Below are 20779 nucleotides of genomic sequence, written 5' to 3'. Positions count from 1 at the left end.
CGCGGCTCCCCCCTGGTATGCGGATGATGTGCGGCGAACTGCGGCCCCGTGCCCCGGCTGCGGGGCCGTCGTGGCTGGTCGCGCCCACGCGGCGGAGCCGCACATCGATACAGCTCCGCGCCCCTTCGGGGCGCGTTCCACTTACGGCAGCTTCAGAGTCACCGACCTCTGCAGCAGTTCCGGTGTGGTCCAGGCCGAGCGCTGCCCCGCGTACGGTGTGCCGAACGCGGTGGCGCCGAGCAGGTGCTGTTTGCGGGTGCCCTCGGGAGCGGTCACCGGGATGTGCGTCCCCGAGGGCGCGGTGACGGTGACCGTGCCGCCGATCCGGTACGCGGTGACCCGGCCCGCCTCGACGGCCGTCCGCCAGGCCGCGCGGCGCCGGAACTCGGTGCCGATGTCGCTCTGGGCGAGGTTCTCCAGCGGGGTGTCGTCGGCGAACAGGGCCGCGTAGTCGCCGAGTACGCGGTCCAGGACCGGGTAGAGCAGCCGGTCCTCGGCGAGGTTGGACTGGTGGACGTAGTGCGGGCGGGGGTCGTTGGAGACGACGTGGCCCAGCGCGATGCGGGCCTCCTGCGGGACGATGTACGCGGCGTAGCCGGTGGCCGGGTCGAGCGGGTCGTCGAGGCAGGTGGAGGTCGGGTCGCTCTCGCAGATCCCGCTGCCGCCGTCGGCGCGGGAGGTGTGGATCCAGTTGTACTCGTCGGTCATCTCCTCGGCGGTGCCGACGTTGTAGTACACGTTCATCGGGTGCCGCGGGACGGTGCGGGCCGTGCCCGCCGCGCGCTGCTCGGGCTCCCGGGAGTTGTCCGAGGCGATCCACCTCACGCCGTTGTCGGCGAGGGCGCCGGCCAGGTTGGGGTTGTCCTGGGGCTGCTGGGGCAGCGTCCTCAGCCCGGAGTGCTCGCCGGTGACCAGTTCGGTGCGGTCCACCGGGAGGCCCTTGACGACGGCCCAGGCGTGGTTGTCGCGGATCTGCGCGGAGATCTCGGCGCGGCTCATCCACTTGGTGCTGCCGTCGGCGTTCTTCGCACATGTCCAGGGCACGGTGGAGGTGTCCTGCACGCAGCCCAGGTAGGGGTGCGTGTAGGTGTGGTTGATCCAGCGGTACTCGTTCCTGTCGGCGAGCAGCCGGTCGGTCAGCGCGTCCGTGCCGCCGTGCTCGGCCTTCCACTCCTCGCCCGAACCGGCGTTGTAGACCATGTCGAGCGTGAAGCCGCGCTCGCGCTGCCACTGGGCGGTGCGGGCCGCGTCGGCCGCGGTCATCCGGATCGGTGCGGTGCCCTCGCCGTCGCCGCCCGCGCAGTCGAAGTCGCCGGGCGTGCAGTTGCGTTCGGTGTCCCAGCGGCTGTCGGGGGCGAAGACGTCGTCGACGTGCACGGCGAAGTAGTTGCGGTCCCGGCCGAGGTGCACGCCCTCGGTCAGCCACTCGACGATGCCGCGGGCCAGCACCTGGAACTGGCGCTGGTGGTGGTTGTAGGCGAACGTCACCACCAGTTCGCGGCGGCCGTCGTGGGCGTACTCGCCGATCAGGCTGCCGCGCCCGGAGCCGCCGGGCACGGGGATGTCGACGTAACTGGTGAAGCCCTCGCGGGGCCGGGCCACGTAGCCGTAGCTCTCCTGCACCGCGGGCGAGTTGTCCTCGAAGGAGAAGGCGCCGTCGAGGTAGCCGAACGGCCCGGCCTTCCCGGCGTCCGTGACGGAGGCCTCGCGGCCGTCGAGGGTGCCGGCCCAGCCGCCCTCGCTGGTGTACCGGAGGCCGACGCCCGGGTGGGCCCAGGTGTAGGCGTCGACCTGCGGGATGCCGTAGGTCCGCTCGTACGCCTCCAGGGCGGTCTGCTCGGCGGAGCCCGCGCCGAACGGGGCCTCGTTGGGCAGGACGACGCCCTGGTACTTGGCCCGGGGCCGGCCGGAGACGGTGTCGCTCAGGAAGGTCTCGGTGATCCTCGGGCGGTCCGGGTCGGCCAGGTCCACGGTGGTGTAGGGGACGCCGGTGCTCTCCAGCCGGTCGGCGATGGCCCGCACCGGGCTGCCGCCGTCGTCCACGACCAGGACTTCCAGGTCGATGCGTGGTGCCTCGGCGGCCGACGCCCCGGGCGCCCCCAGTCCCAGGACCATCAGTCCGGCCGCGGTCAGGACGGCTGCGGACTCTCTCAGGCGGTGTGCGCACTGCTGCGCCATGGCGGTTCCCTCCCCCCGGCGAATCCGGCCCGGGACGATCCGGGGAGGATTCGTGGAAATCATGCAAAGCGGTGAGCAGTAGGCTCACCGGAACCCGATGAGTGTGACTCAGCTCACCGGGTGCGAGGATCGGGAAACGGCCACGACGCCCCCCAGAGGTGAACGCTCGGAGGAATGAGCGAACGCGGGGGCGAGCGTAGGCTCGTGGCGGGTGTTTACCTGCCCAGGCAAGGACCGCACCACCGGAGGGATCTAGGGTCGGTCGTCGGGCCCGGTCGACCCACCCGCATTCGGCCAACACAGACTTCATACGGAAGCGAGAATTCACCACCGTGACTGCTCTCACTCTCTCCGCCGCCGCGGCGGCCGGCCTCCGGGCCGACGCGATCGTGATCGGTGTCGCCAAGGGCGACAAGGGGCCGCTCGTCGCCCCCGGCGCCGAGGCCGTGGACAAGGCGTACGACGGCAAGCTCGCCGGCGTGCTGGAGACCCTCGGCGCCACCGGCGGCGAGGGCGAGGTGACGAAGCTGCCCGCGCCGGGCGGCTTCAAGACGCCGCTCGTGGTGGCGGTGGGCCTGGGTGCCGCGCCCGAGAAGGACGCCGGGTACGACGCCGAGGCGCTGCGCAGGGCCGCCGGTGTCGCCGCGCGTGCGCTGACCGGCTGCAAGAAGGCCGCCTTCGCCCTGCCGCTGGCCGACGCCGCCGACGCCGGCGCCGTGGGCGAGGGCGTGCTGCTCGGCGCGTACTCCTTCGACGCCTACAAGGATGGCGCGGCCGCGAACGGCGACGCCAAGCGCAAGGGCAACGCGAAGGGCCCGCTGGCCGAGGCCGCGCTGCTGGGCGGCAAGCCCCGCGACAAGGCCTACAAGGCGGCGATCGAGCGGGCCGCCGCGGTCGCCGAGGAGCTGAACCGCGCCCGGGACCTGATCAACACCCCGCCGAACGACCTCGACCCCGAGGCGTTCGCCGCCGTCGCCCAGGCCGCGGCCAAGGAGCACGGCATCAAGGTGCAGGTGCTCGACGAGAAGGCCCTCACCAAGGGCGGCTACGGCGGCATCCTCGGCGTCGGCGCCGGCTCGGCGTCGGCGCCGCGGCTGGTGAAGCTGTCGTACACCTCGTCGAAGGCGAAGAAGCACCTCGCCTTCGTCGGCAAGGGCATCACCTACGACTCGGGCGGCATCTCGCTGAAGCCGGCCGGTCACAACGAGACGATGAAGTGCGACATGAGCGGCGCGGCGGCGGTCTTCGCCGCGGTGGTCGCCGCCGCGCGGCTGGGCCTGGAGGTGAACGTCACCGGCTGGCTGGCGCTGGCCGAGAACATGCCGTCCGGCTCCGCGACCCGTCCCGGTGACGTGCTGCGCATGTACAGCGGCAAGACGGTGGAGGTGCTCAACACCGACGCCGAGGGCCGGCTGGTGCTGGCCGACGCGCTGTGGGCGGCCTCGCAGGAGAAGCCGGACGCGATCGTGGACGTGGCGACCCTGACCGGCGCGATGATGCTGGCGCTGGGCAACCGGACGTTCGGGATCATGGCCAACGACGACGCGTTCCGCTCCGCGGTGTACGAGGCGGCGGAGGAGGTCGGCGAGCCGGCCTGGCCGATGCCGCTGCCGGAGCACCTGCGCAAGGGGATGGATTCGGCCACCGCCGACATCGCGAACATGGGCGAGCGCATGGGCGGCGGGCTGGTCGCCGGTCTCTTCCTGCGGGAGTTCGTGGGCGAGGGGATCACCTGGGCGCACCTGGACATCGCGGGGCCGGCCTTCAATGAGGGCGGGCCGTTCGGGTACACGCCGAAGGGCGGGACGGGCACGGCGGTGCGGACGCTGGTCCGGCTGGCCGAGCTGACGGCCGCGGGGGACCTCGGGTGAGGTCCGCCTAGAAGCCCGGCCGACGGAGCGCGGGGCTGAAGGGGCGCGGGGCTGACGGAGCGCGGGCGACTGCGAGCAGTGTGTGGCCGGTCGCGCTCGCCCGGCGGAGCCGCAGATCAGACGCGGCCCCGCGCCCCTGGCCGGGGCGGCTCGGCCGTTCCTCTCAAGGGGACGTGGGGTGTCTCACACACCGGCCCGGCGTCTCGTACGGAGCGGACAAGTGCAAAGATGGAGCCCGGCAGGACAGGGCCCCACCTAAGGGCCGAAGAACGAGCGGCCGGACACCAGCCGCCTGCCGGTCACCGACGACCGGCGCACGGCGCACATGCATGGAGGACGTGACGTGGCGAACGACGCCAGCACCGTTTTCGACCTAGTGATCCTCGGCGGTGGCAGCGGTGGTTACGCCGCGGCCCTGCGCGGGGCGCAGCTGGGCCTGGACGTCGCCCTGGTCGAGAAGGACAAGGTCGGCGGCACCTGCCTGCACCGAGGATGCATCCCCACGAAGGCCCTGCTCCACGCGGGTGAGATCGCGGACCAGGCCCGCGAGAGCGAGCAGTTCGGCGTGAAGGCCACCTTCGAGGGCATCGACGTGGCCGCCGTCCACAAGTACAAGGACGACGTGATCTCCGGCCTGTACAAGGGCCTGCAGGGTCTGGTCGCCTCCCGCAAGGTGACCTACATCGAGGGTGAGGGTCGGCTGTCCTCCCCGACGTCGGTGGACGTGAACGGGCAGCGCGTCCAGGGCCGCCACATCCTGCTGGCCACCGGTTCCGTGCCGAAGTCGCTGCCGGGCCTGGAGATCGACGGCAACCGCATCATCTCCTCCGACCACGCCCTGGTCCTGGACCGCGTGCCGAAGTCCGCGATCGTCCTGGGCGGCGGTGTCATCGGCGTCGAGTTCGCCTCCGCCTGGAAGTCCTTCGGTGCCGACGTCACGATCATCGAGGGCATGAAGCACCTCGTCCCGGTGGAGGACGAGAACAGCTCCAAGCTGCTGGAGCGCGCCTTCCGCAAGCGCGGCATCAAGTTCAACCTGGGCACCTTCTTCGAGAAGGCCGAGTACACCCAGGACGGTGTCAAGGTCACCCTCGCCGACGGCAAGGAGTTCGAGGCCGAGGTCCTCCTCGTGGCGGTCGGCCGCGGGCCGGTCTCCCAGGGCCTGGGCTACGAGGAGGCCGGGGTCGCCATGGACCGCGGCTACGTCCTGGTCGACGAGTACATGCGCACCAACGTCCCGACCATCTCCGCGGTCGGCGACCTGGTGCCCACGCTCCAGCTCGCGCACGTCGGCTTCGCCGAGGGCATCCTGGTGGCGGAGCGTCTGGCCGGTCTGAAGACCGTGCCGATCGACTACGACGGCGTGCCGCGGGTGACGTACTGCCACCCGGAGGTCGCCTCCGTCGGCATCACCGAGGCCAAGGCCAAGGAGATCTACGGTGCGGACAAGGTCGTCGCTCTGAAGTACAACCTGGCGGGCAACGGCAAGAGCAAGATCCTGAAGACCGCGGGCGAGATCAAGCTCGTCCAGGTCAAGGACGGTGCCGTGGTCGGCGTCCACATGGTCGGCGACCGCATGGGCGAGCAGGTCGGCGAGGCCCAGCTGATCTACAACTGGGAGGCGCTGCCGGCCGAGGTGGCCCAGCTCGTCCACGCCCACCCGACGCAGAACGAGGCGCTCGGCGAGGCCCACCTGGCGCTCGCGGGCAAGCCTCTGCACTCCCACGACTGACGCCTTCAGTCATCGGGCGCGACGACCACAGACTTCCGTAATTCGTTAGGAGCAACCGAAACCATGGCGGTTTCCGTAACCCTTCCGGCGCTCGGCGAGAGCGTCACCGAGGGCACTGTCACCCGCTGGCTGAAGGCCGAGGGCGAGCGCGTCGAAGCCGACGAGCCGCTGCTCGAGGTGTCCACCGACAAGGTCGACACCGAGATCCCGGCCCCTGCCTCCGGCGTGCTGTCCTCCATCAAGGTCGCCGAGGACGAGACCGTCGAGGTCGGTGCCGAACTGGCGCTGATCGACGACGGCTCCGGCGCCCCGGCCGCCACCGAGGCCCCGGCCGCCGAGCCGGCCCCGCAGGCCGAGCAGGTCGCCGAGCCGGCCCCCGAGCCCGCCCCGGCCGCGCCGTCCACCGAGCAGTCCGCCCCCGCCCCGGCGCCGTCCCCCGAGGCGTCCGCCGGCGGTGGGTCCGCCGAGGGCACGGACGTGGTCCTGCCCGCGCTCGGCGAGTCCGTCACCGAGGGCACCGTCACCCGCTGGCTGAAGTCGGTCGGTGACACCGTCGAGGCCGACGAGCCGCTGCTCGAGGTCTCCACCGACAAGGTAGACACCGAGATCCCGGCGCCAGCCTCCGGCACCCTGCTGGAGATCGTGGTCGGCGAGGACGAGACCGCCGAGGTCGGCGCCAAGCTCGCCGTCATCGGCGAGGCGGGTGCCGCGCCCGCCCAGCAGGCCCCGGCGCAGCCCGCCCCGGCCCAGGAGGCGCCCGCCCCGGCGCCCGCGCAGCCCGCCCCCGCCCAGGAGGCCCCGGCTCCGCAGGCCCCGACGGCCCCGGCCCCGCAGCAGCAGGAGACCCCGGCCCCCGAGCCGGCCCCGGCCGCTCCGGCGCCCGCCCCGGCTCCGGCCCAGGCCCCGGCCACCCCGGCCGCCGCCAAGCCGGTCGACGAGGGCGCCTACGTCACCCCGCTGGTGCGCAAGCTCGCCGCCGAGAACGGCGTCGACCTGTCCAGCGTCAAGGGCACCGGCGTCGGCGGCCGCATCCGCAAGCAGGACGTGATCGCCGCCGCCGAGGCCGCGAAGGCCGCCCCGGCTCCGGCCGCTGCCGCCCCCGCCGCGACCGCCGGGGGCACTGCCCCGAAGAAGGCCCCCGTCCTGGAGGCCTCCCCGCTGCGCGGCCAGACCGTCAAGATGCCCCGCATCCGCAAGGTCATCGGCGACAACATGGTCAAGGCGCTGCACGAGCAGGCGCAGCTGTCGTCGGTCGTCGAGGTCGACGTCACCCGCCTGATGAAGCTGCGCGCCCGGGCCAAGGACGCGTTCGCGGCGCGTGAGGGCGTCAAGCTCTCCCCGATGCCGTTCTTCGTCAAGGCGGCGGCCCAGGCGCTGAAGGCGCACGCGCCGATCAACGCCAGGATCAACGAGGCCGAGGGGACCATCACCTACTTCGACACCGAGAACATCGGTATCGCGGTGGACTCCGAGAAGGGCCTGATGACCCCGGTCATCAAGAACGCCGGTGACCTGAACCTGGCCGGTATCGCCAAGGCCACGGCGGAGCTGGCGGGCAAGGTCCGGAGCAACAAGATCACCCCGGACGAGCTGTCCGGCGCGACCTTCACCATCTCCAACACCGGCTCGCGCGGCGCGCTGTTCGACACGATCATCGTGCCGCCGGGCCAGGTCGCGATCCTCGGCATCGGCGCCACGGTCAAGCGTCCGGCCGTCATCGAGACGGAGGAGGGCACGGTCATCGGCGTCCGCGACATGACGTACCTGACCCTGTCCTACGACCACCGGCTGGTGGACGGTGCCGACGCCGCGCGTTACCTGACCGCGGTCAAGGCGATCCTGGAGGCGGGCGAGTTCGAGGTCGAGCTCGGCCTCTGATCCCCGTGATCCTGCGGCGCCCCCGTCCGGTGTTTCCGGGCGGGGGCGCCGCCGTCTTTCGGCCGGCCACGGTGTGTAAGCCTCGTCTCACCTGCGTGAAAGCCCCCGTATGCGCCCTTCCGCCGAGGGCTCACGGCCGTATTGTCTAAGCGTCGAACGCCCCCAGGGGCCTGCCGCGGCCCCCCGCGAAGGAGCTCTCATGACCGCCCCCGTCGTCCACTCGCTGCGCGAGCAGATCCGCGAGCACATCCTGGAGGGGATCATCAGCGGTCGCTGGCAGCCGGGCGAGCGGATCGTGGAGCGGCGGATCGCCACGGAGCTGGAGGTCAGCCAGACGCCGGTGCGGGAGGCGCTGCGCGAGCTGGAGTCGCTTCGGCTGATCGAGTCGGCGCCGAACAAGGGCGTGCGGGTGCGCAATCTGACCGCCGCCGACCTGGAGGAGAGCTACCCGGTCCGGGCGGGCCTGGAAGCCATCGCCGCGGAGCTGGCGGCGGACCGGCTGGCGCTGGACTGCTCGGCGCTCGAACCGCACGTCAGCGCGCTGTACGAGGCGGACCGCAAGGCGGACGGGACGGCCCAGGTGCGGCACACGGTGGCGTTCCACCGGGAGCTGGTGCGGGCGGCCGGCAACTCGGTGCTGCTGCACACCTGGGAGGGGCTGGGCATCGAGGTGTTCACGGCGCTGTCGATCCGGTGGCTGGGGACGGTGCAGCAGTCGTACGCCGAGGAGCACGAGGAGCTGGTCGCGGCGTTCCGGCGCCGGGACCCGCGCATCGCCGAACTGGTCAAGGCCCACGTCCTGGGCTGTGCCCCGCGCGCGTAGGGACTCCCGCCCCCGCCGCCCTTGAGGAGCGCGGGGAACTGCGCGATCAGCCACCTCGCACCCGCAGCCGCAGTACCGCCGCACCACCCGAGCCGTACCGCGCTCACCTGCGCAAACCCCCGACGGGACCGTCACCGCGTGCCACCGCCGGAGGCACCGCGTGCCTACTTTCTCGGTATCGAGAGGTTTTCCCCCTCAACCCTTTGATCGATCATCGATCAGGGGGTTACAGTCACCGACGGGCTCCCACCAGAGCCCTTGAGCCCTGTCCTGCCAAAGACCAAGGGCACCCCCGAACCCTTACCGATGAGGGAACCCCCTTCGACTGAGGAAGGCGGCGACATGACCGACCCCAACGCCACCCAGCCGAGCGAGCTGGACCAGCTCCCGGACCGCGACCCGGAGGAGACCGCCGAATGGCAGGCCTCCCTGGACGCCGTTGCCAAGGCGGCCGGGCCGCACCGTGCCGCGTATCTGATGCGCCGCACGCTGGAGCGTGCCGAGGGAGCCGGCGTCGCCCTGCCGAAGCTCCTCGAGACGGACTACGTCAACACCATCCCCACCTCCGCCGAGCCGGCCGTGGACGGCGACGAGGAGATGGAGCAGCGGATCACCGCCTGGAACCGCTGGAACGCGGCGGCCATGGTGACCCGCGGCAGCAAATACGGCGTCGGCGGCCACATCGCCACCTTCGCCTCCGCGGCCTGGCTCTACGAAACCGGCTTCAACCACTTCTTCCGGGGCAAGGAGGGTGACGGTTCCGGCGACCAGCTCTACATCCAGGGCCACGCCTCCCCCGGCATCTACGCCCGCGCCTTCCTCGACGGCCGGCTGACCGAGGACCACCTCGACAACTTCCGCCGCGAGTCCGGCGGCAACGGCCTGCCGTCCTACCCGCACCCGCGCCGGCTGCCCTGGCTGTGGGAGTTCCCCACCGTCTCCATGGGTCTCGGCCCGCTCTCCGCGATCTACCAGGCGCGGTTCAACCGCTACCTGACCCACCGCGGCATCAAGGACGTCTCCGGCTCGCACGTCTGGGCGTTCCTCGGCGACGGGGAGATGGACGAGCCCGAGTCGACGGCGGCCCTCGCGCTCGCCGCCCGCGAGGAGCTGGACAACCTCACCTTCGTCATCAACTGCAACCTCCAGCGCCTGGACGGCCCGGTCCGCGCCAACTTCAAGATCGTGCAGGAGCTGGAGGCGCAGTTCCGCGGCGCCGGCTGGAACGTCGTCAAGACGCTGTGGGGCACCGCCTGGGACGAGCTGTTCCAGCTCGACACCACCGGCGCGCTGGTACGCCGGCTGCGCGAGGTACCCGACGCGCAGATCCAGACGTACCAGACCCGCAGCGCGGCCTACATCCGCGAGGACTTCTTCGGCAAGGACCCGGCGCTCGTCGAGATGGCGAAGCTGCTGAGCGACGACAAGATCCTCGAGTGCTTCCACACCTCGCGCGGCGGTCACGAGGCCCGCAAGGTCTACGCCGCCTACCGGGCCGCGCTCTCGCACAAGGGTGCGCCGACCGTGATCCTGGCCCAGACGGTCAAGGGCCACACCCTCGGCGAGGGCTTCGCGTCCAAGAACGCCAACCACCAGATGAAGAAGCTGACGGTGGACGAGTTCAAGGGCATGCGCGACCTGCTCGGCCTGCCGATCAAGGACAGCGACTTCGTCGACGGCGTGGTCCCCTACGGCCACCCGGGCGCCGACTCCCCCGAGGTCCGCTACCTCCAGGAGCGCCGCGCCGCCCTCGGCGGTCCGGCCCCGGCCCGCCGGGTGCACCCGGTCGCGCCGCTGCCCGCGCCCGCCGAGAAGCCGTTCACGGCGTTCGACAAGGGCTCCGGCTCGCAGAACGTGGCGACGACGATGGCATTCGTGCGGCTGGTCAAGGACCTGGTCCGGGACAAGGAGACCGGCAAGCGCTGGGTGCCGATCGTCCCCGACGAGGCCCGCACCTTCGGCATGGAGAGCCTCTTCCCGTCCCTGGGCATCTACTCGCCGAAGGGCCAGACGTACGAGCCGGTCGACCGCGACCAGCTGATGTACTACAAGGAGGCCACCAACGGCCAGATCCTCAACGAGGGGATCACCGAGGCCGGGTCCATGGCCGACTTCATCGCCGCCTCGACGTCGTACGCGACGCACGGCGAGACGATGATCCCGTTCTACATCTTCTACTCGATGTTCGGCTGGCAGCGCACCGCCGACCAGATGTGGCAGCTCGGCGACCAGCTCGGCCGCGGCTTCCTCATCGGCGCCACGGCCGGCCGCACCACGCTGACCGGCGAGGGCCTCCAGCACGCCGACGGCCACACCCCGGTGATCGCCGCGACCAACCCGGCGGCGCTGACGTACGACCCGGCGTTCGCCTACGAGATCGCCGTGATCGTCAAGGAGGGTCTGCGCCGGATGTACGGCGAGGCCGGGCCGGGCGAGGACCAGGACGTCTTCTACTACCTGACGGTCTACAACGAGCCGCTGCCGCAGCCCGCCAAGCCGGCCGGCCTCGGCATCGACGAGGGCATCGTCAAGGGCCTGTACCGCTTCAACACGGCGGAGTCGGCGGGGCTGACCCCGGCCGCGAACGCCCCGCGCATCCAGCTGATGGGCTCCGGTACGGCGATCCACTGGGCGCTGAAGGCGCAGCGGCTGCTCGCCGAGGAGTGGGGCGTGGCCGCCGACGTGTGGTCCGCGACCTCCTGGACCGAGCTGCGCCGGGACGCGATGGAGGCCGACGACGCGCTGCTGCGCGGCGAGGAGCGGGTGCCCTACGTCCGTCAGGCGCTCCAGGGCGCCGAGGGCCCGGTGCTGGCGGTCTCCGACTACATGCGCCAGGTACCGGACCAGATCGCGCAGTGGGTCGAGCAGGACTGGGCCTCGCTGGGCGCCGACGGCTTCGGTCTGTCGGACACGCGTGAGGGCGCCCGCCGGCACTTCGGCGTCGACGCCGAGTCCGTCGTCGTCGCGGCGCTGGCCCAGCTGGCCAGGCGCGGCGAGGTCAAGGCGACGGCCGTGAAGGAGGCGCGCGAGCGCTACGGCCTGTAAGGGCTGTACAGGGCGGAAGAAGCGAGCGGCCGTCGGCTCCCTCACCGGGGCCGGCGGCCGCTCGTTCCGCGTGCTGCTGCTCGGCTTTCGCGTGCTGCTACTCCGCGGGTGGGATCGCCGACTCCTCGGCGGTCGGTCCCGGGTCGGGGTGGCGGCGGAGCTGGATGATGGCCGCCACCAGACCGCCCCAGACGATGAGAATCGCGATGATCATCATGATGACGGCGCCACCGGACATCAGCGGTCCTCCTTTCCGTGCCGTTTGCCCCCGCGGTGCCGCTCGGACTCCTCGGGGGTCTCCATGTCCAGGTCAGTCAGCCCGCCCTGGGCCGCCTTCCACGGGATGAGCGAGAGCAGGATGCCGATCACCAGCGCGGCGATCGCCACGCTCCAGCCCGCGCCCAGCAGGAACTCGGTGGAGTAGCCCTCGTAGTTCTCGTCGAACTCGGCGCGCAGGCTGTCGACCATCATCCAGCCCAGCACGATCGGGGTGATGATGCCGAGGCAGATCCGCCACCAGTGGCCGAGCCGCATGGCGGAGGTGGCGTCGGCGTCGCGCTGCAGCTCGGGCAGCTTGCGCATGAACCAGGCCACCGCGATCACCGCCACCAGGGCGGCCAGGGCGATGCCGTACTGGTTGATGAAGTGGTCGGAGGCGTCGAGCAGGTAGATGCCTTCGTTGGTGGGGAACAGCAGGATCGAGGCCACCGCCACCGCGCCGCCGACGCCGAAGACGGCCGGGATGCGGTGCATGCCGGTGCGGTCCTGCACGGCGGAGACCACCACCTGGACGATGGAGATCAGCGAGGACAGTCCCGCGATCACCAGCGACACGAAGAAGATCACGCCGAACACGCCGCCCAGCCACATCTCCGAGATGATCGTCGGGAAGGCGACGAAGGCCAGCCCGAGCCCCGCGGTCGCCACCTCGCCGACCGGCACGCCCGCGGCCTGGGCCATGAAGCCCAGGGTGGCGAACACGCCGATGCCGGCGAGGATCTCGAAGGAGCTGTTGGCGAACCCCGCGACCAGGGCCGAGCCGGTGAGGTCGGCGCGGCGCCGCAGGTAGGACGCGTAGGTGATCATGATGCCGAAGCCGATCGACAGCGAGAAGAAGATCTGGCCGTAGGCGGCCACCCAGACGCTGCCGTTGGTCAGCTCCGACCAGTCGGGCCGGAAGAAGGCGTCCAGGCCCTGTGCCGCGCCGTCCAGGGTGAGGGCCCGGATCACCAGGGCGACGAAGAAGATCACCAGCAACGGGATGAAGACCTTGTTGGCCTTCTCGATACCGCGCCGGATGCCGAACGCCAGGATGACCAGCACCACGACCCAGACGGCGATGAGCGGCCACAGCACCCCGGAGACGTAGCCGGAGACGAAGCCGGGCTCCTCGGAGGCCCTGAGGAAGCTGCCGAAGAGGAAGCCCTCCGGGTCGTCACCCCAGGCCTGGTCGAAGGAGAAGCCGACGTAGCGGACCGCCCAGGCGATGATGACCGCGTAGTAGGTGGCGATCACGAACGCGATCAGCACCTGCCACCAGCCGATGACTTCCGCCGGGCGGGCCATCTGCCGCAGCGCCGCGGGGGGCGAGGTCCGGAATCTCCGCCCGATCGCGTACTCCATGATCAGCAGAGGGATACCGGCGGTGAGCAGGGCGATGAGATAGGGAAAGAGGAAGGCGCCGCCGCCGTTCTCGTAGGCGACGGCCGGAAAGCGCCAGATGTTGCCGAGACCGATGGCGGAACCGATCGCCGCCAGCAGGAATCCCGTACGGGTGGCCCATTGTTCGCGGGGCTGATTCGCCATATGCGTGTCCTCGTCCAGGGGACTTCTCCAGTGAACCGCTGACCTCTCAAACCGAACTGCTGAGTACGGTGACGATCGTGAACTCAGTCGACGTTAACAGCGGTTCCGGGGAGACCACCCGGGTCTGTACGCCCAAGCAGGTGAGTCACCCGGCAGAAGGGCCCTCATGCGTGCCGCGCGGCTGATCAGGATGGTGCTGCTGCTCCAGTCCCGGCCCTTGATGACCGCCGCCGAGCTGGCCCGGGAGCTGGAGGTGTCGGAGCGGACCGTCACGCGGGACGCGCAGGCGCTGTCGGAGGCGGGCGTGCCGGTGTACGCGGACCGGGGCCGGGCCGGCGGGTACCGGCTGATCGGCGGGTACCGGACCCGGCTGACGGGGCTGCACCGCAGCGAGGCGGAGGCGCTGTTCCTGTCCGGGGTGCCGGGGGCGCTGCGTGAGATGGGGCTGGAGGACGCGGCCTCGGCGGCCCGCCTGAAGGTTTCCGCGGCCCTGCTGCCGTCCCTCCGGGACGCCTCCCGCACGGCCGCGCAGCGCTTCCACCTGGACGCCCCGAACTGGTTCCGGGAGCCCGAGACGCCCGAGTTGCTGCCGGTGGTCGCGGACGCGGTGTGGGACGACCGGAGGATCACCGCGCGCTACCGGCGCGGTGCGGACGAGGCCGGGCGGGAGCTGGAGCCGTACGGGCTCGTGCTGAAGGCCGGGACCTGGTACCTGTGCGCGCGGGCCGTGGGGGCCGGCGGCGGGGCCTTCCGGGTCTACCGGATCGACCGGTTCGCGTCGGTGGAGGCCGGCGGGGAGCGGTTCGAGCGGGACGAGGAGTTCGACCTGCCCGGGTTCTGGGCGGAGCGGGCCGAGCAGTTCGCGCGGTCGATCCTGCGGGCCGAGGTGGTGGTGCGGCTGTCCGCGCAGGGCGTGCGCGCGCTGCCGCACGCCGTCGGTTCGCTGTCCGCCGGGGAGGCGCTCGCGGACGCGGGCGAGCCGGACGCGGAGGGGTGGGTCACGGTGACGCTGCCGGTGGAGTCGGAGGAGGTCGCCCACACGCAGCTCACCGGTCTGGGACCGGAGGTGGAGGTGCTGGCGCCCGAGGGGCTGCGGGAGCGGTTCGCACGGGACGCGCGGCGGATCGCCGCCCTGTACGGCGGATGAGCCGCGCCGGGGCCGGACGAACCGGCGTATTCCGCGTGCGCCCCGCACGCCCAGGGCCGATGCTGGACCCGTGATGGACGAGACGGAGTTCTGGGAGCTGATCGACGCCACGCGCGAGGCCGCCGAGGGCGATCCCGAGGAGCAGGCCGAGCTGCTGGTCGACCGGCTCCTCCTGCTGGACCCGGACCTGGTCCTGGACTTCGCCCGTCACTTCGAGGCCCGCTACAACCGCGCCTTCACCTGGGACCTGTGGGGCGCCGCCTGGGTGCTGCTCGGCGGGGCGAGCGACGACGCGTTCGACTACTTCCGGTGCTGGCTGATCGGCCAGGGCCGCGAGGTGTACGAGGGTGCCGTGCACGACCCGGACGCGCTCGCCGAGTTGCTGGAGGAGTTCGACGAGGAGTTGGACGGCGACGGCGAGGACCTGGGCTACGCGGCCGACGAGGCCTACGAGCAGCTGACCGGCACGGTGGCCCCGGACCTGGGCATCGCCCCCGCCCCCGCGGAGCCGCTGGGCGCCCCGATCGATCTGGAGGACGACCGGCTGCTGGCCGAGCGGTTCCCACGGCTGTGGGAGCGGTTCGGCACCGAGTAGCCCCCGTGTCCGCGAGGCCCCACCGCCCGCCCGACGGATCGGCCCCGGCCTGGCACAGGCCCCTCGGGCAGGCCCCCTAGCTAGGTGGTGTCCGCCTGATGGGAGCGGTTCTGGAGCAGGGCCGCTCGCTCACGGATCTCCGGCAGCCGGGCGCTGAGGGCGGCGCCCGGGCAGCTGGTCTGGTAGCCGTCCGCGTGGCCGGCGACGGCCGGGAGGGTGGCGGTGGCCCCGGCGGCGTACCGGCTCAGGCCGTTGCTGGAGACCAGGCGGACGGTCCCCCGCGGGTCGGTGCCGGCCGGGCCCAGCTTCCAGGCGGCCAGGGCGGCGATCGCGTCGGTCAGGGCCCGTGGCACGGGGACGCCGGCGGTGAAGGTGCCCAGGGCGGCGACGCCGCTGGTGCGGTGATTGAAGCCCTGGGTGTGGGCGCCGGTCACGGCGCGGTCGACGCCGCCGGCGCGGCCCTCGTAGATGGTGCCGCAGCGGTCGACGACGAAGTTGTAGCCGAGGTCGTCCCAGTCCCGGACGCCGGTCTGGCCGGTGTACAGGTCCCGGATGATGCGGGGCGCGTCGGCGCAGTCGTACCCGTTGGGGGTGTCGGTGTGGTGGACGAAGACGGCGACCACCGTGTCGTCGTAGCGCGGGGGCGGCTGATCGCGGGCGGCGTCGCCCAGCCAGGCCGACCTCGGCACGATGGGCGGCCTGGGGGCGGTGTGCGCGGCGGCGGAGCGGGCCGCGGCCCGGGCCTGGGCCGCGACGGTCCGTTCCACCCCGTTCGCGCACAGCGCCAGGGCGAGCACGGCGGCGAGGCCGGGCAGACAGCCGAGCAGCACCAGGGCCGGACCCGGTACACGCGCCGCACGGCGTCCGCGTGTACCGGGCGGCCTTCGCACAACACGCATGGAGTCACTGTCCGCCGGAAACGGGCCGCCCGCGATGTGCGCTGTGCCACCCGGTGGAACCATCGTCCCGGTCCGCGGCGTTTTCCCGTTACCGGCGCGCATGGCCGGCTCCCCGGCCGCCGGTGCGCACGGGGATGATCACCGGAGCCGTCCCGCGCGCATTCGGCTACGGGGTTCGGTCCGGAGGTGTCCGAGAGAAAGGCGGCTCGCGTGGGCTTGCTCGACATCCTGCTGTTGCTGGTGATCGTGGCGTTCGCCGCGTCCGGCTACCGGCGCGGACTGGTGGCCGGCTGCGTCTCGCTGGCCGGTTTCGTGGGCGGCGCGGTCGTCGGCGTGTGGATCCTGCCGTGGGTGATGGACGCGGTGGCGCCGAGAGGCACGGCCGCGACGGTGACCGCGGTGCTGACGGTGCTCGTACCGGCGGCGGTGGGCCACGAGCTGGCGGGGCGGCCGGCGCTGCGGCTGCGCCGGGAGCTGGACCGCGGGCCGCTCAGGGTGGCCGACGGGGCCGGCGGGGCGGCGGCCAACTCCGTGGCCGTGGTGATCGTGGCCTGGGTGGCGGCGAGCGTCCTGGCGGCGTCCTCGTCCCCGCTGCTCACCTCGGCGATCCGGGAATCGGCACTGCTGGGCGCGGTGCAGCGGACGATGCCGGACACCACGCCCGCGTGGTTCTCGCGGGCCACCTCGGCGCTGACCGAGGCAGGGTTCCCGCAGGTGTTCAACCCGTTCGAGAGCGAGTCGACGGCCCGCGTCCCGGAGCCGTCCGGCGACAACGTCACGGCGGCGGCCACCGACGCCGCCAAGCTGAGCACGGTCAAGGTCGAGGGCGCAGCGGGCGCCCAGGGCCGCGAGGGCAGCGGGTTCGTGTACGCGCGGGAGCGGGTGATGACCAACGCGCACGTGGTGGCCGGCATCGACGATCCGACCGTGCGGGTGGGCGGTGTCGGTCCGGCGTACGAGGCGCGGGTGGTGCTCTTCGACCCGGGCAAGGACGTGGCCGTGCTGTACGTGCCGGATCTGCGGGCGCCGGTGCTGCGGTTCGACGACGGCGCGGAGCGCGGTGACCCGGCGGTGGTCGCCGGCTATCCGCGCAACGGCGACCTGGATCTGCGGGCGGCCACGGTCGGGAGCCGGCTGCGCGCCACGGGCCAGAACATCTACAGCGACGAGACGGTCACCCGGGAGATCTACACGATTCGCTCCACGGTCCGCCCGGGCAACTCCGGCGGTCCGCTGCTGACCACCGACGGGCGGGTGTACGGCGTGGTCTTCGCCCGCTCCACCTCCGACCCCGGCACCGGGTACGCCCTGACGGCCGCGGAGGTCGCCGACGACGCGCGCCGCGCGGCGGACGCGACGGCGGCGGTGGACACGGGCGCGCCGGTGGCGTCCTAGGGCCGGTCGCCGGACTCCCGGGCCCCCGGCGTCAGCGCAGGGACCGGCCCATGAGCACGTCGTCGACGTAGGTGCCGTCGAGGCAGAACTCCCCCGGCTGCACGCCCTCCACGACGAAGCCCTCGGACTCGTACAGCCGCCGGGCGGCGGTGTTGTGGCCGAGCACCCGCAGGGTGATGCGGCGGGCGCCCGACCGGCGCGCGTCCTCGACGGCGGTCCGGAGCAGGGCCCGGCCGACGCCCCGGCCGCGGGCCGCGTCGGCGACGGCCAGGCCGTTGATCCGCCGGACGTGGGCGTTGGCGGGCAGTTCCGTGGGGAAGCCGAGGCGGACGTAGCCGACGGCATGGCCGTCGAGTTCGGCGACCAGGTGGTCCCCGGGGCCGCAGCGCTCGCGGAAGAAGGGCTCGTCCGCTCCCGGCCGGGGCGTGACCGCGTGCAGGTACGACCAGGTCTCCCGGTCCAGCTGGCGCAGCGGTTCCTCGTCCTCGGGCCTGGCCCGGCGTATGTGCGGAACGGACATGGCGATCACTGTACGGCCCGGGCGGGGCGGGCCCGGGCGGGGCGGGCCCGGGTTTCCGGCCGCACGGGGCAGTATGGGCGCATGGCAGCTTCCCGCATGGCAGCTTCCCGCGTGGCGGTGGCCGGCGCGTCCGGTCTGATCGGCAGCGCCCTGGTGCGGTCCCTGACCGCCGACGGGGTGGAGGTGGTGCGGCTGGTGCGCCGCGCGCCCCGGGCGCCGGGTGAGGTCCGGTGGGACCCCGAGCACGGGCAGGTGGACCCGGCCGGGCTCGCCGGGTGCGACGCCGTGGTCAATCTGGCGGGGGCCGGGATCGGCGACCGGCGCTGGACCCCGGCGCACAAGGCCCGGCTCCGCCGCAGCCGGGTGCACGGCACGGCGGCGCTCGCCGGGGCGATCGCCGCGCTGGACCGGCGTCCGCGGGTCTTCGTGAACGGCAGCGCGATCGGTTACTACGGCGAGACCGGCTCCCGGTCCGTCGACGAGAGCGCGCCCGCGGGCCAGGGCTTCCTGCCCTCGCTGTGCGTGGAGTGGGAGGCCGCGGCGGCGCCCGCCCGGGAGGCGGGCGTCCGGACGGTGTTCCCCCGGACGGGACTGGTCGTCGCCCGCCGGGGCGGTGCCTGGGGGCGGCTGTTCCCGCTCTTCCGGGCGGGGCTCGGCGGGCGGCTGGGCGACGGACGGCAGTACTGGTCGTTCGTCGCGCTGCCCGACGTGGTGGCCGCGCTCCGGCATCTCCTGGACCGGGAGGACCTGTCCGGCCCGTTCAACCTGACCGCCCCGCAGCCGCTGACGAACCGTGAGATCACCGCGGCGATGGGGCGCGTCCTGCACCGTCCGACGCCGTTCCCGGTGCCCGCGCCCCTGCTGCGGGCGGTGCTCGGGGAGTTGGCCGGGGAGGTGCTGGGCAGCGCGCGGGTGCGGCCGGCGCGGCTGCTGGAGTCGGGGTTCCGGTTCGCCTTTCCGGAGATCGACGACGCGATCCGGGCGGCGCTGTGACCGGTGCGGGCGCCCGGGGTGCCGCGGGCACGGACACAGTGTGATCGGTCTCCGTCCGAATTCGAGCTGGAAACAGCCGGAATCGAGCCGGAGTCGAGACATATGCGACCGCCGTGCGACCGTGCCCTGTCCGTGCGCGACTTCGCCTGACCGCCGACGCACCTAACCTCGTGCCGAACTCGGGTATCCCGGGAGCCTGTTGGGGGCATGACGTCTCCAGCGGCCGCGCAACCTCGAGGAGGGGCACGTGCTTGAGCCCGCGTACCAGGCGGACGTCGTCGTCGTGGGAGCCGGGATCGCCGGACTCGCCGCGGCGCATCGGCTGATCAGCGCAGGAGTGTCGACCGTGGTCCTGGAGGCCGCCCACGGCGTGGGCGGCCGCATGGCGACGGAGAAGGTCGACGGCTTCCGGCTCGACAGAGTCGGGCAGTTGCTGTCCACGGCATGTCCCGAGCTGCGGCTCACCCCAGGGCTGACCGGCCTCGTGCTGCGGCCCTTCGCGCCCGGGGTGCTGCTGTACAGCGACGGACGCCATCACCACGCGGGCGCCCCGGCGGGTGGCGGGGGCGCAAGGGGCGCACTCGACGCTGTGCGCGCCCTGGCAAGCGCCCCCCGCTCGGTCCCGGCGCCCCCGGTGGCGGCGCCGGACGGTCCCGGGGCACCGGTGAGCCGAAGGGCACCGGCACCCGGCCGGCGGACGGGAGCGGCTGCCGGGGATTCCGGGCCGGTCCCGGGACGGCTCGGTTCGGTCCCCGCCCGCCTCGGCACGGTCCCCGCGCGGCTGGCCTCCGTCTCCGGGCGGCTCGGCCCGGTCTCCGGGCGCCTCGTGACGGCCCCCCGCCGGCTGCGCGGGCCGCTGCCCGATGCGCCCGCGAGTGCGGGGGCCGTCCACCGGAACCGGACGGGCGCCCCGCTCGGCACGGCCGTCGACCAGGCCCGTCTCGGCGCCGCCCTGGCCCGGCTCGCCGCAACGCCGGTCGAGCGGCTGCTGGCCCGCCCGGAGCTGCCCGCCGCCCAGGCCCTCGCGGCCCGCGGCCTGCCCGCCCGCACCGTCGACGGCTTTCTGCGTCCGCTGCTCGCGACCCTGCTGTGCGACCCCGGCCTCACCACCTCCAGCCGGTGTGCCGACCTCGCCCTGCACGCCTACGCGAGCGGGCGGCTGTGCCTGCCGGAGGGCGGCGCCGACACCGTTCCCGAGCTGCTGGCGGGCGCCCTGCCGCCGGGCACCGTGCACACCGGCGTACGGGTCACCTCGGTGGCGACCAACGCGGTGACCACGGCCGAGCACGGCGTCTTCAGCTGCCGCGCCGTGCTGCTGGCCACCGACGCCCGGGCCGCCGGGGAACTGCTGCCCGGCCTGCGGGTGCCGGACTTCCACCCGGTGACCGTGGTCCACCACACGACGGACGACCCCCCGGCCACCGGCACGGCCCTGCTGCTCGACGCCGACCGCAGCGGCCCGGTCGCCCACACGACGGTGGTCAGCGAGGTCGACCCGTCCCGCGCGCCGGCCGGCCGGGCGCTGGTGTCCTCGACGGTCCTCGGCCCTCCTCCGCCCGACGTCGACACCGCCGTACGCGGCCATCTGTCGCGCCTGTACGGCGTCTCGACGACCCGCTGGGAAACCCTGACGGTGCACCACACGGCCGCCGCGGTACCGGTCATGCGCCCGCCGCACGACCTGCGCCGGCCGGTGCGGCTGCTGGCGGGCCTGTACGTGTGCGGCGACCACCGCGACACCAGCACCGTCCAGGGCGCCCTGCACTCGGGCCACCGCGCGGCGGCGGCGGTGCTGGCGGACCTGGGCGCGGGCCGCCCGATGCACACGGCCGATCCCCTGCCGACGGCCCGGGCGGCCTAGTAATTACCGGGATCGTCGGCCGGGTTGGCGGCCGGG

At 73.0% G+C, this 20779-nt stretch carries 15 protein-coding genes; 10 read left to right on the top strand and 5 right to left on the bottom strand.

Annotation, left to right across the window (positions count from 1 at the left end):
- Positions 1–141: 141 nt before the first annotated feature.
- Positions 142–2178, bottom strand: coding sequence for a hypothetical protein (locus tag ACLGIH_RS24995; RefSeq protein WP_416527524.1), 2037 nt, complete (start codon positions 2176–2178; stop codon positions 142–144).
- A gap of 332 nt (positions 2179–2510) precedes the next feature.
- Here ACLGIH_RS24995 and ACLGIH_RS24990 point away from each other — a divergent pair, with 332 nt between their 5' ends.
- From ACLGIH_RS24990 to aceE, 5 genes are all read left to right on the top strand, one after another.
- The gene (locus ACLGIH_RS24990; protein WP_416527523.1) at positions 2511–4049 is read left to right on the top strand and encodes a leucyl aminopeptidase; all 1539 of its coding nucleotides are present in this window, start codon (positions 2511–2513) and stop codon (positions 4047–4049) included.
- 343 nt (positions 4050–4392) lie between these two features.
- Positions 4393–5781 carry a dihydrolipoyl dehydrogenase gene (gene lpdA / locus ACLGIH_RS24985; RefSeq protein WP_416527522.1) on the top strand — a complete coding sequence of 463 codons (1389 nt, stop codon included), beginning with the start codon at positions 4393–4395 and terminating at the stop codon, positions 5779–5781.
- Positions 5782–5844: 63 nt separating this feature from the next.
- On the top strand, positions 5845–7659 hold the full coding sequence (gene sucB / locus ACLGIH_RS24980) for a 2-oxoglutarate dehydrogenase, E2 component, dihydrolipoamide succinyltransferase (protein ID WP_416527521.1): 1815 nt from the start codon (positions 5845–5847) through the stop codon (positions 7657–7659).
- Positions 7660–7858: 199 nt separating this feature from the next.
- The gene (locus tag ACLGIH_RS24975; protein ID WP_416527520.1) at positions 7859–8482 is read left to right on the top strand and encodes a GntR family transcriptional regulator; all 624 of its coding nucleotides are present in this window, start codon (positions 7859–7861) and stop codon (positions 8480–8482) included.
- Positions 8483–8824: 342 nt separating this feature from the next.
- Positions 8825–11527, top strand: a complete 2703-nt coding sequence (aceE, locus tag ACLGIH_RS24970; RefSeq protein ID WP_416527519.1) for a pyruvate dehydrogenase (acetyl-transferring), homodimeric type — start codon at positions 8825–8827, stop codon at positions 11525–11527.
- Positions 11528–11624: 97 nt separating this feature from the next.
- On the opposite strand, the gene ACLGIH_RS24965 is transcribed toward aceE, so the two are convergent.
- Positions 11625–11765 (bottom strand): methionine/alanine import family NSS transporter small subunit, encoded by a 141-nt coding sequence (locus ACLGIH_RS24965; RefSeq protein ID WP_416527518.1) that lies wholly within the window; start codon positions 11763–11765, stop codon positions 11625–11627.
- Positions 11765–13333 carry a sodium-dependent transporter gene (locus tag ACLGIH_RS24960; RefSeq protein ID WP_416527517.1) on the bottom strand — a complete coding sequence of 523 codons (1569 nt, stop codon included), beginning with the start codon at positions 13331–13333 and terminating at the stop codon, positions 11765–11767. Before ACLGIH_RS24960 ends, ACLGIH_RS24965 begins: the two co-directional genes overlap by 1 nt.
- 166 nt (positions 13334–13499) lie before the next feature.
- Between ACLGIH_RS24960 and ACLGIH_RS24955 the strand changes: the two genes are divergently transcribed.
- Together ACLGIH_RS24955 and ACLGIH_RS24950 are read left to right on the top strand one after the other, a co-directional pair.
- Positions 13500–14480 carry a helix-turn-helix transcriptional regulator gene (locus ACLGIH_RS24955; RefSeq protein WP_416527516.1) on the top strand — a complete coding sequence of 327 codons (981 nt, stop codon included), beginning with the start codon at positions 13500–13502 and terminating at the stop codon, positions 14478–14480.
- A 73-nt stretch (positions 14481–14553) separates the two neighbouring features.
- Entirely contained in the window at positions 14554–15075 is a 522-nt protein-coding gene (locus ACLGIH_RS24950; RefSeq protein WP_416529467.1) for a DUF4240 domain-containing protein, read from the top strand.
- Between the two features lie 80 nt (positions 15076–15155).
- On the opposite strand, the gene ACLGIH_RS24945 is transcribed toward ACLGIH_RS24950, so the two are convergent.
- Positions 15156–16076, bottom strand: coding sequence for a peptidoglycan recognition protein family protein (locus ACLGIH_RS24945; RefSeq protein ID WP_416527515.1), 921 nt, complete (start codon positions 16074–16076; stop codon positions 15156–15158).
- A gap of 108 nt (positions 16077–16184) precedes the next feature.
- Between ACLGIH_RS24945 and ACLGIH_RS24940 the strand changes: the two genes are divergently transcribed.
- Positions 16185–17369 carry a MarP family serine protease gene (locus tag ACLGIH_RS24940; RefSeq protein WP_416527514.1) on the top strand — a complete coding sequence of 395 codons (1185 nt, stop codon included), beginning with the start codon at positions 16185–16187 and terminating at the stop codon, positions 17367–17369.
- A 31-nt stretch (positions 17370–17400) separates the two neighbouring features.
- Here ACLGIH_RS24940 and ACLGIH_RS24935 read toward each other — a convergent pair whose 3' ends face one another.
- Positions 17401–17889 (bottom strand): GNAT family N-acetyltransferase, encoded by a 489-nt coding sequence (locus ACLGIH_RS24935; protein ID WP_416527513.1) that lies wholly within the window; start codon positions 17887–17889, stop codon positions 17401–17403.
- Positions 17890–17985: 96 nt separating this feature from the next.
- Here ACLGIH_RS24935 and ACLGIH_RS24930 point away from each other — a divergent pair, with 96 nt between their 5' ends.
- Positions 17986–18882 (top strand): TIGR01777 family oxidoreductase, encoded by an 897-nt coding sequence (locus ACLGIH_RS24930; protein ID WP_416529466.1) that lies wholly within the window; start codon positions 17986–17988, stop codon positions 18880–18882.
- Between the two features lie 247 nt (positions 18883–19129).
- A complete protein-coding gene (locus ACLGIH_RS24925) occupies positions 19130–20743 on the top strand; it encodes an NAD(P)/FAD-dependent oxidoreductase (RefSeq protein ID WP_416527512.1) in 1614 nt (537 codons plus the stop codon).
- Positions 20744–20779 lie beyond the last annotated feature (36 nt).

It is taken from the genome of Streptomyces hamibioticus, from assembly GCF_047946815.1.
In the GTDB taxonomy this organism is placed as follows: domain Bacteria; phylum Actinomycetota; class Actinomycetes; order Streptomycetales; family Streptomycetaceae; genus Streptomyces.
Note: the sequence above shows the minus strand (reverse complement) of the source record. Positions and strands in the feature narration are given on the sequence as shown.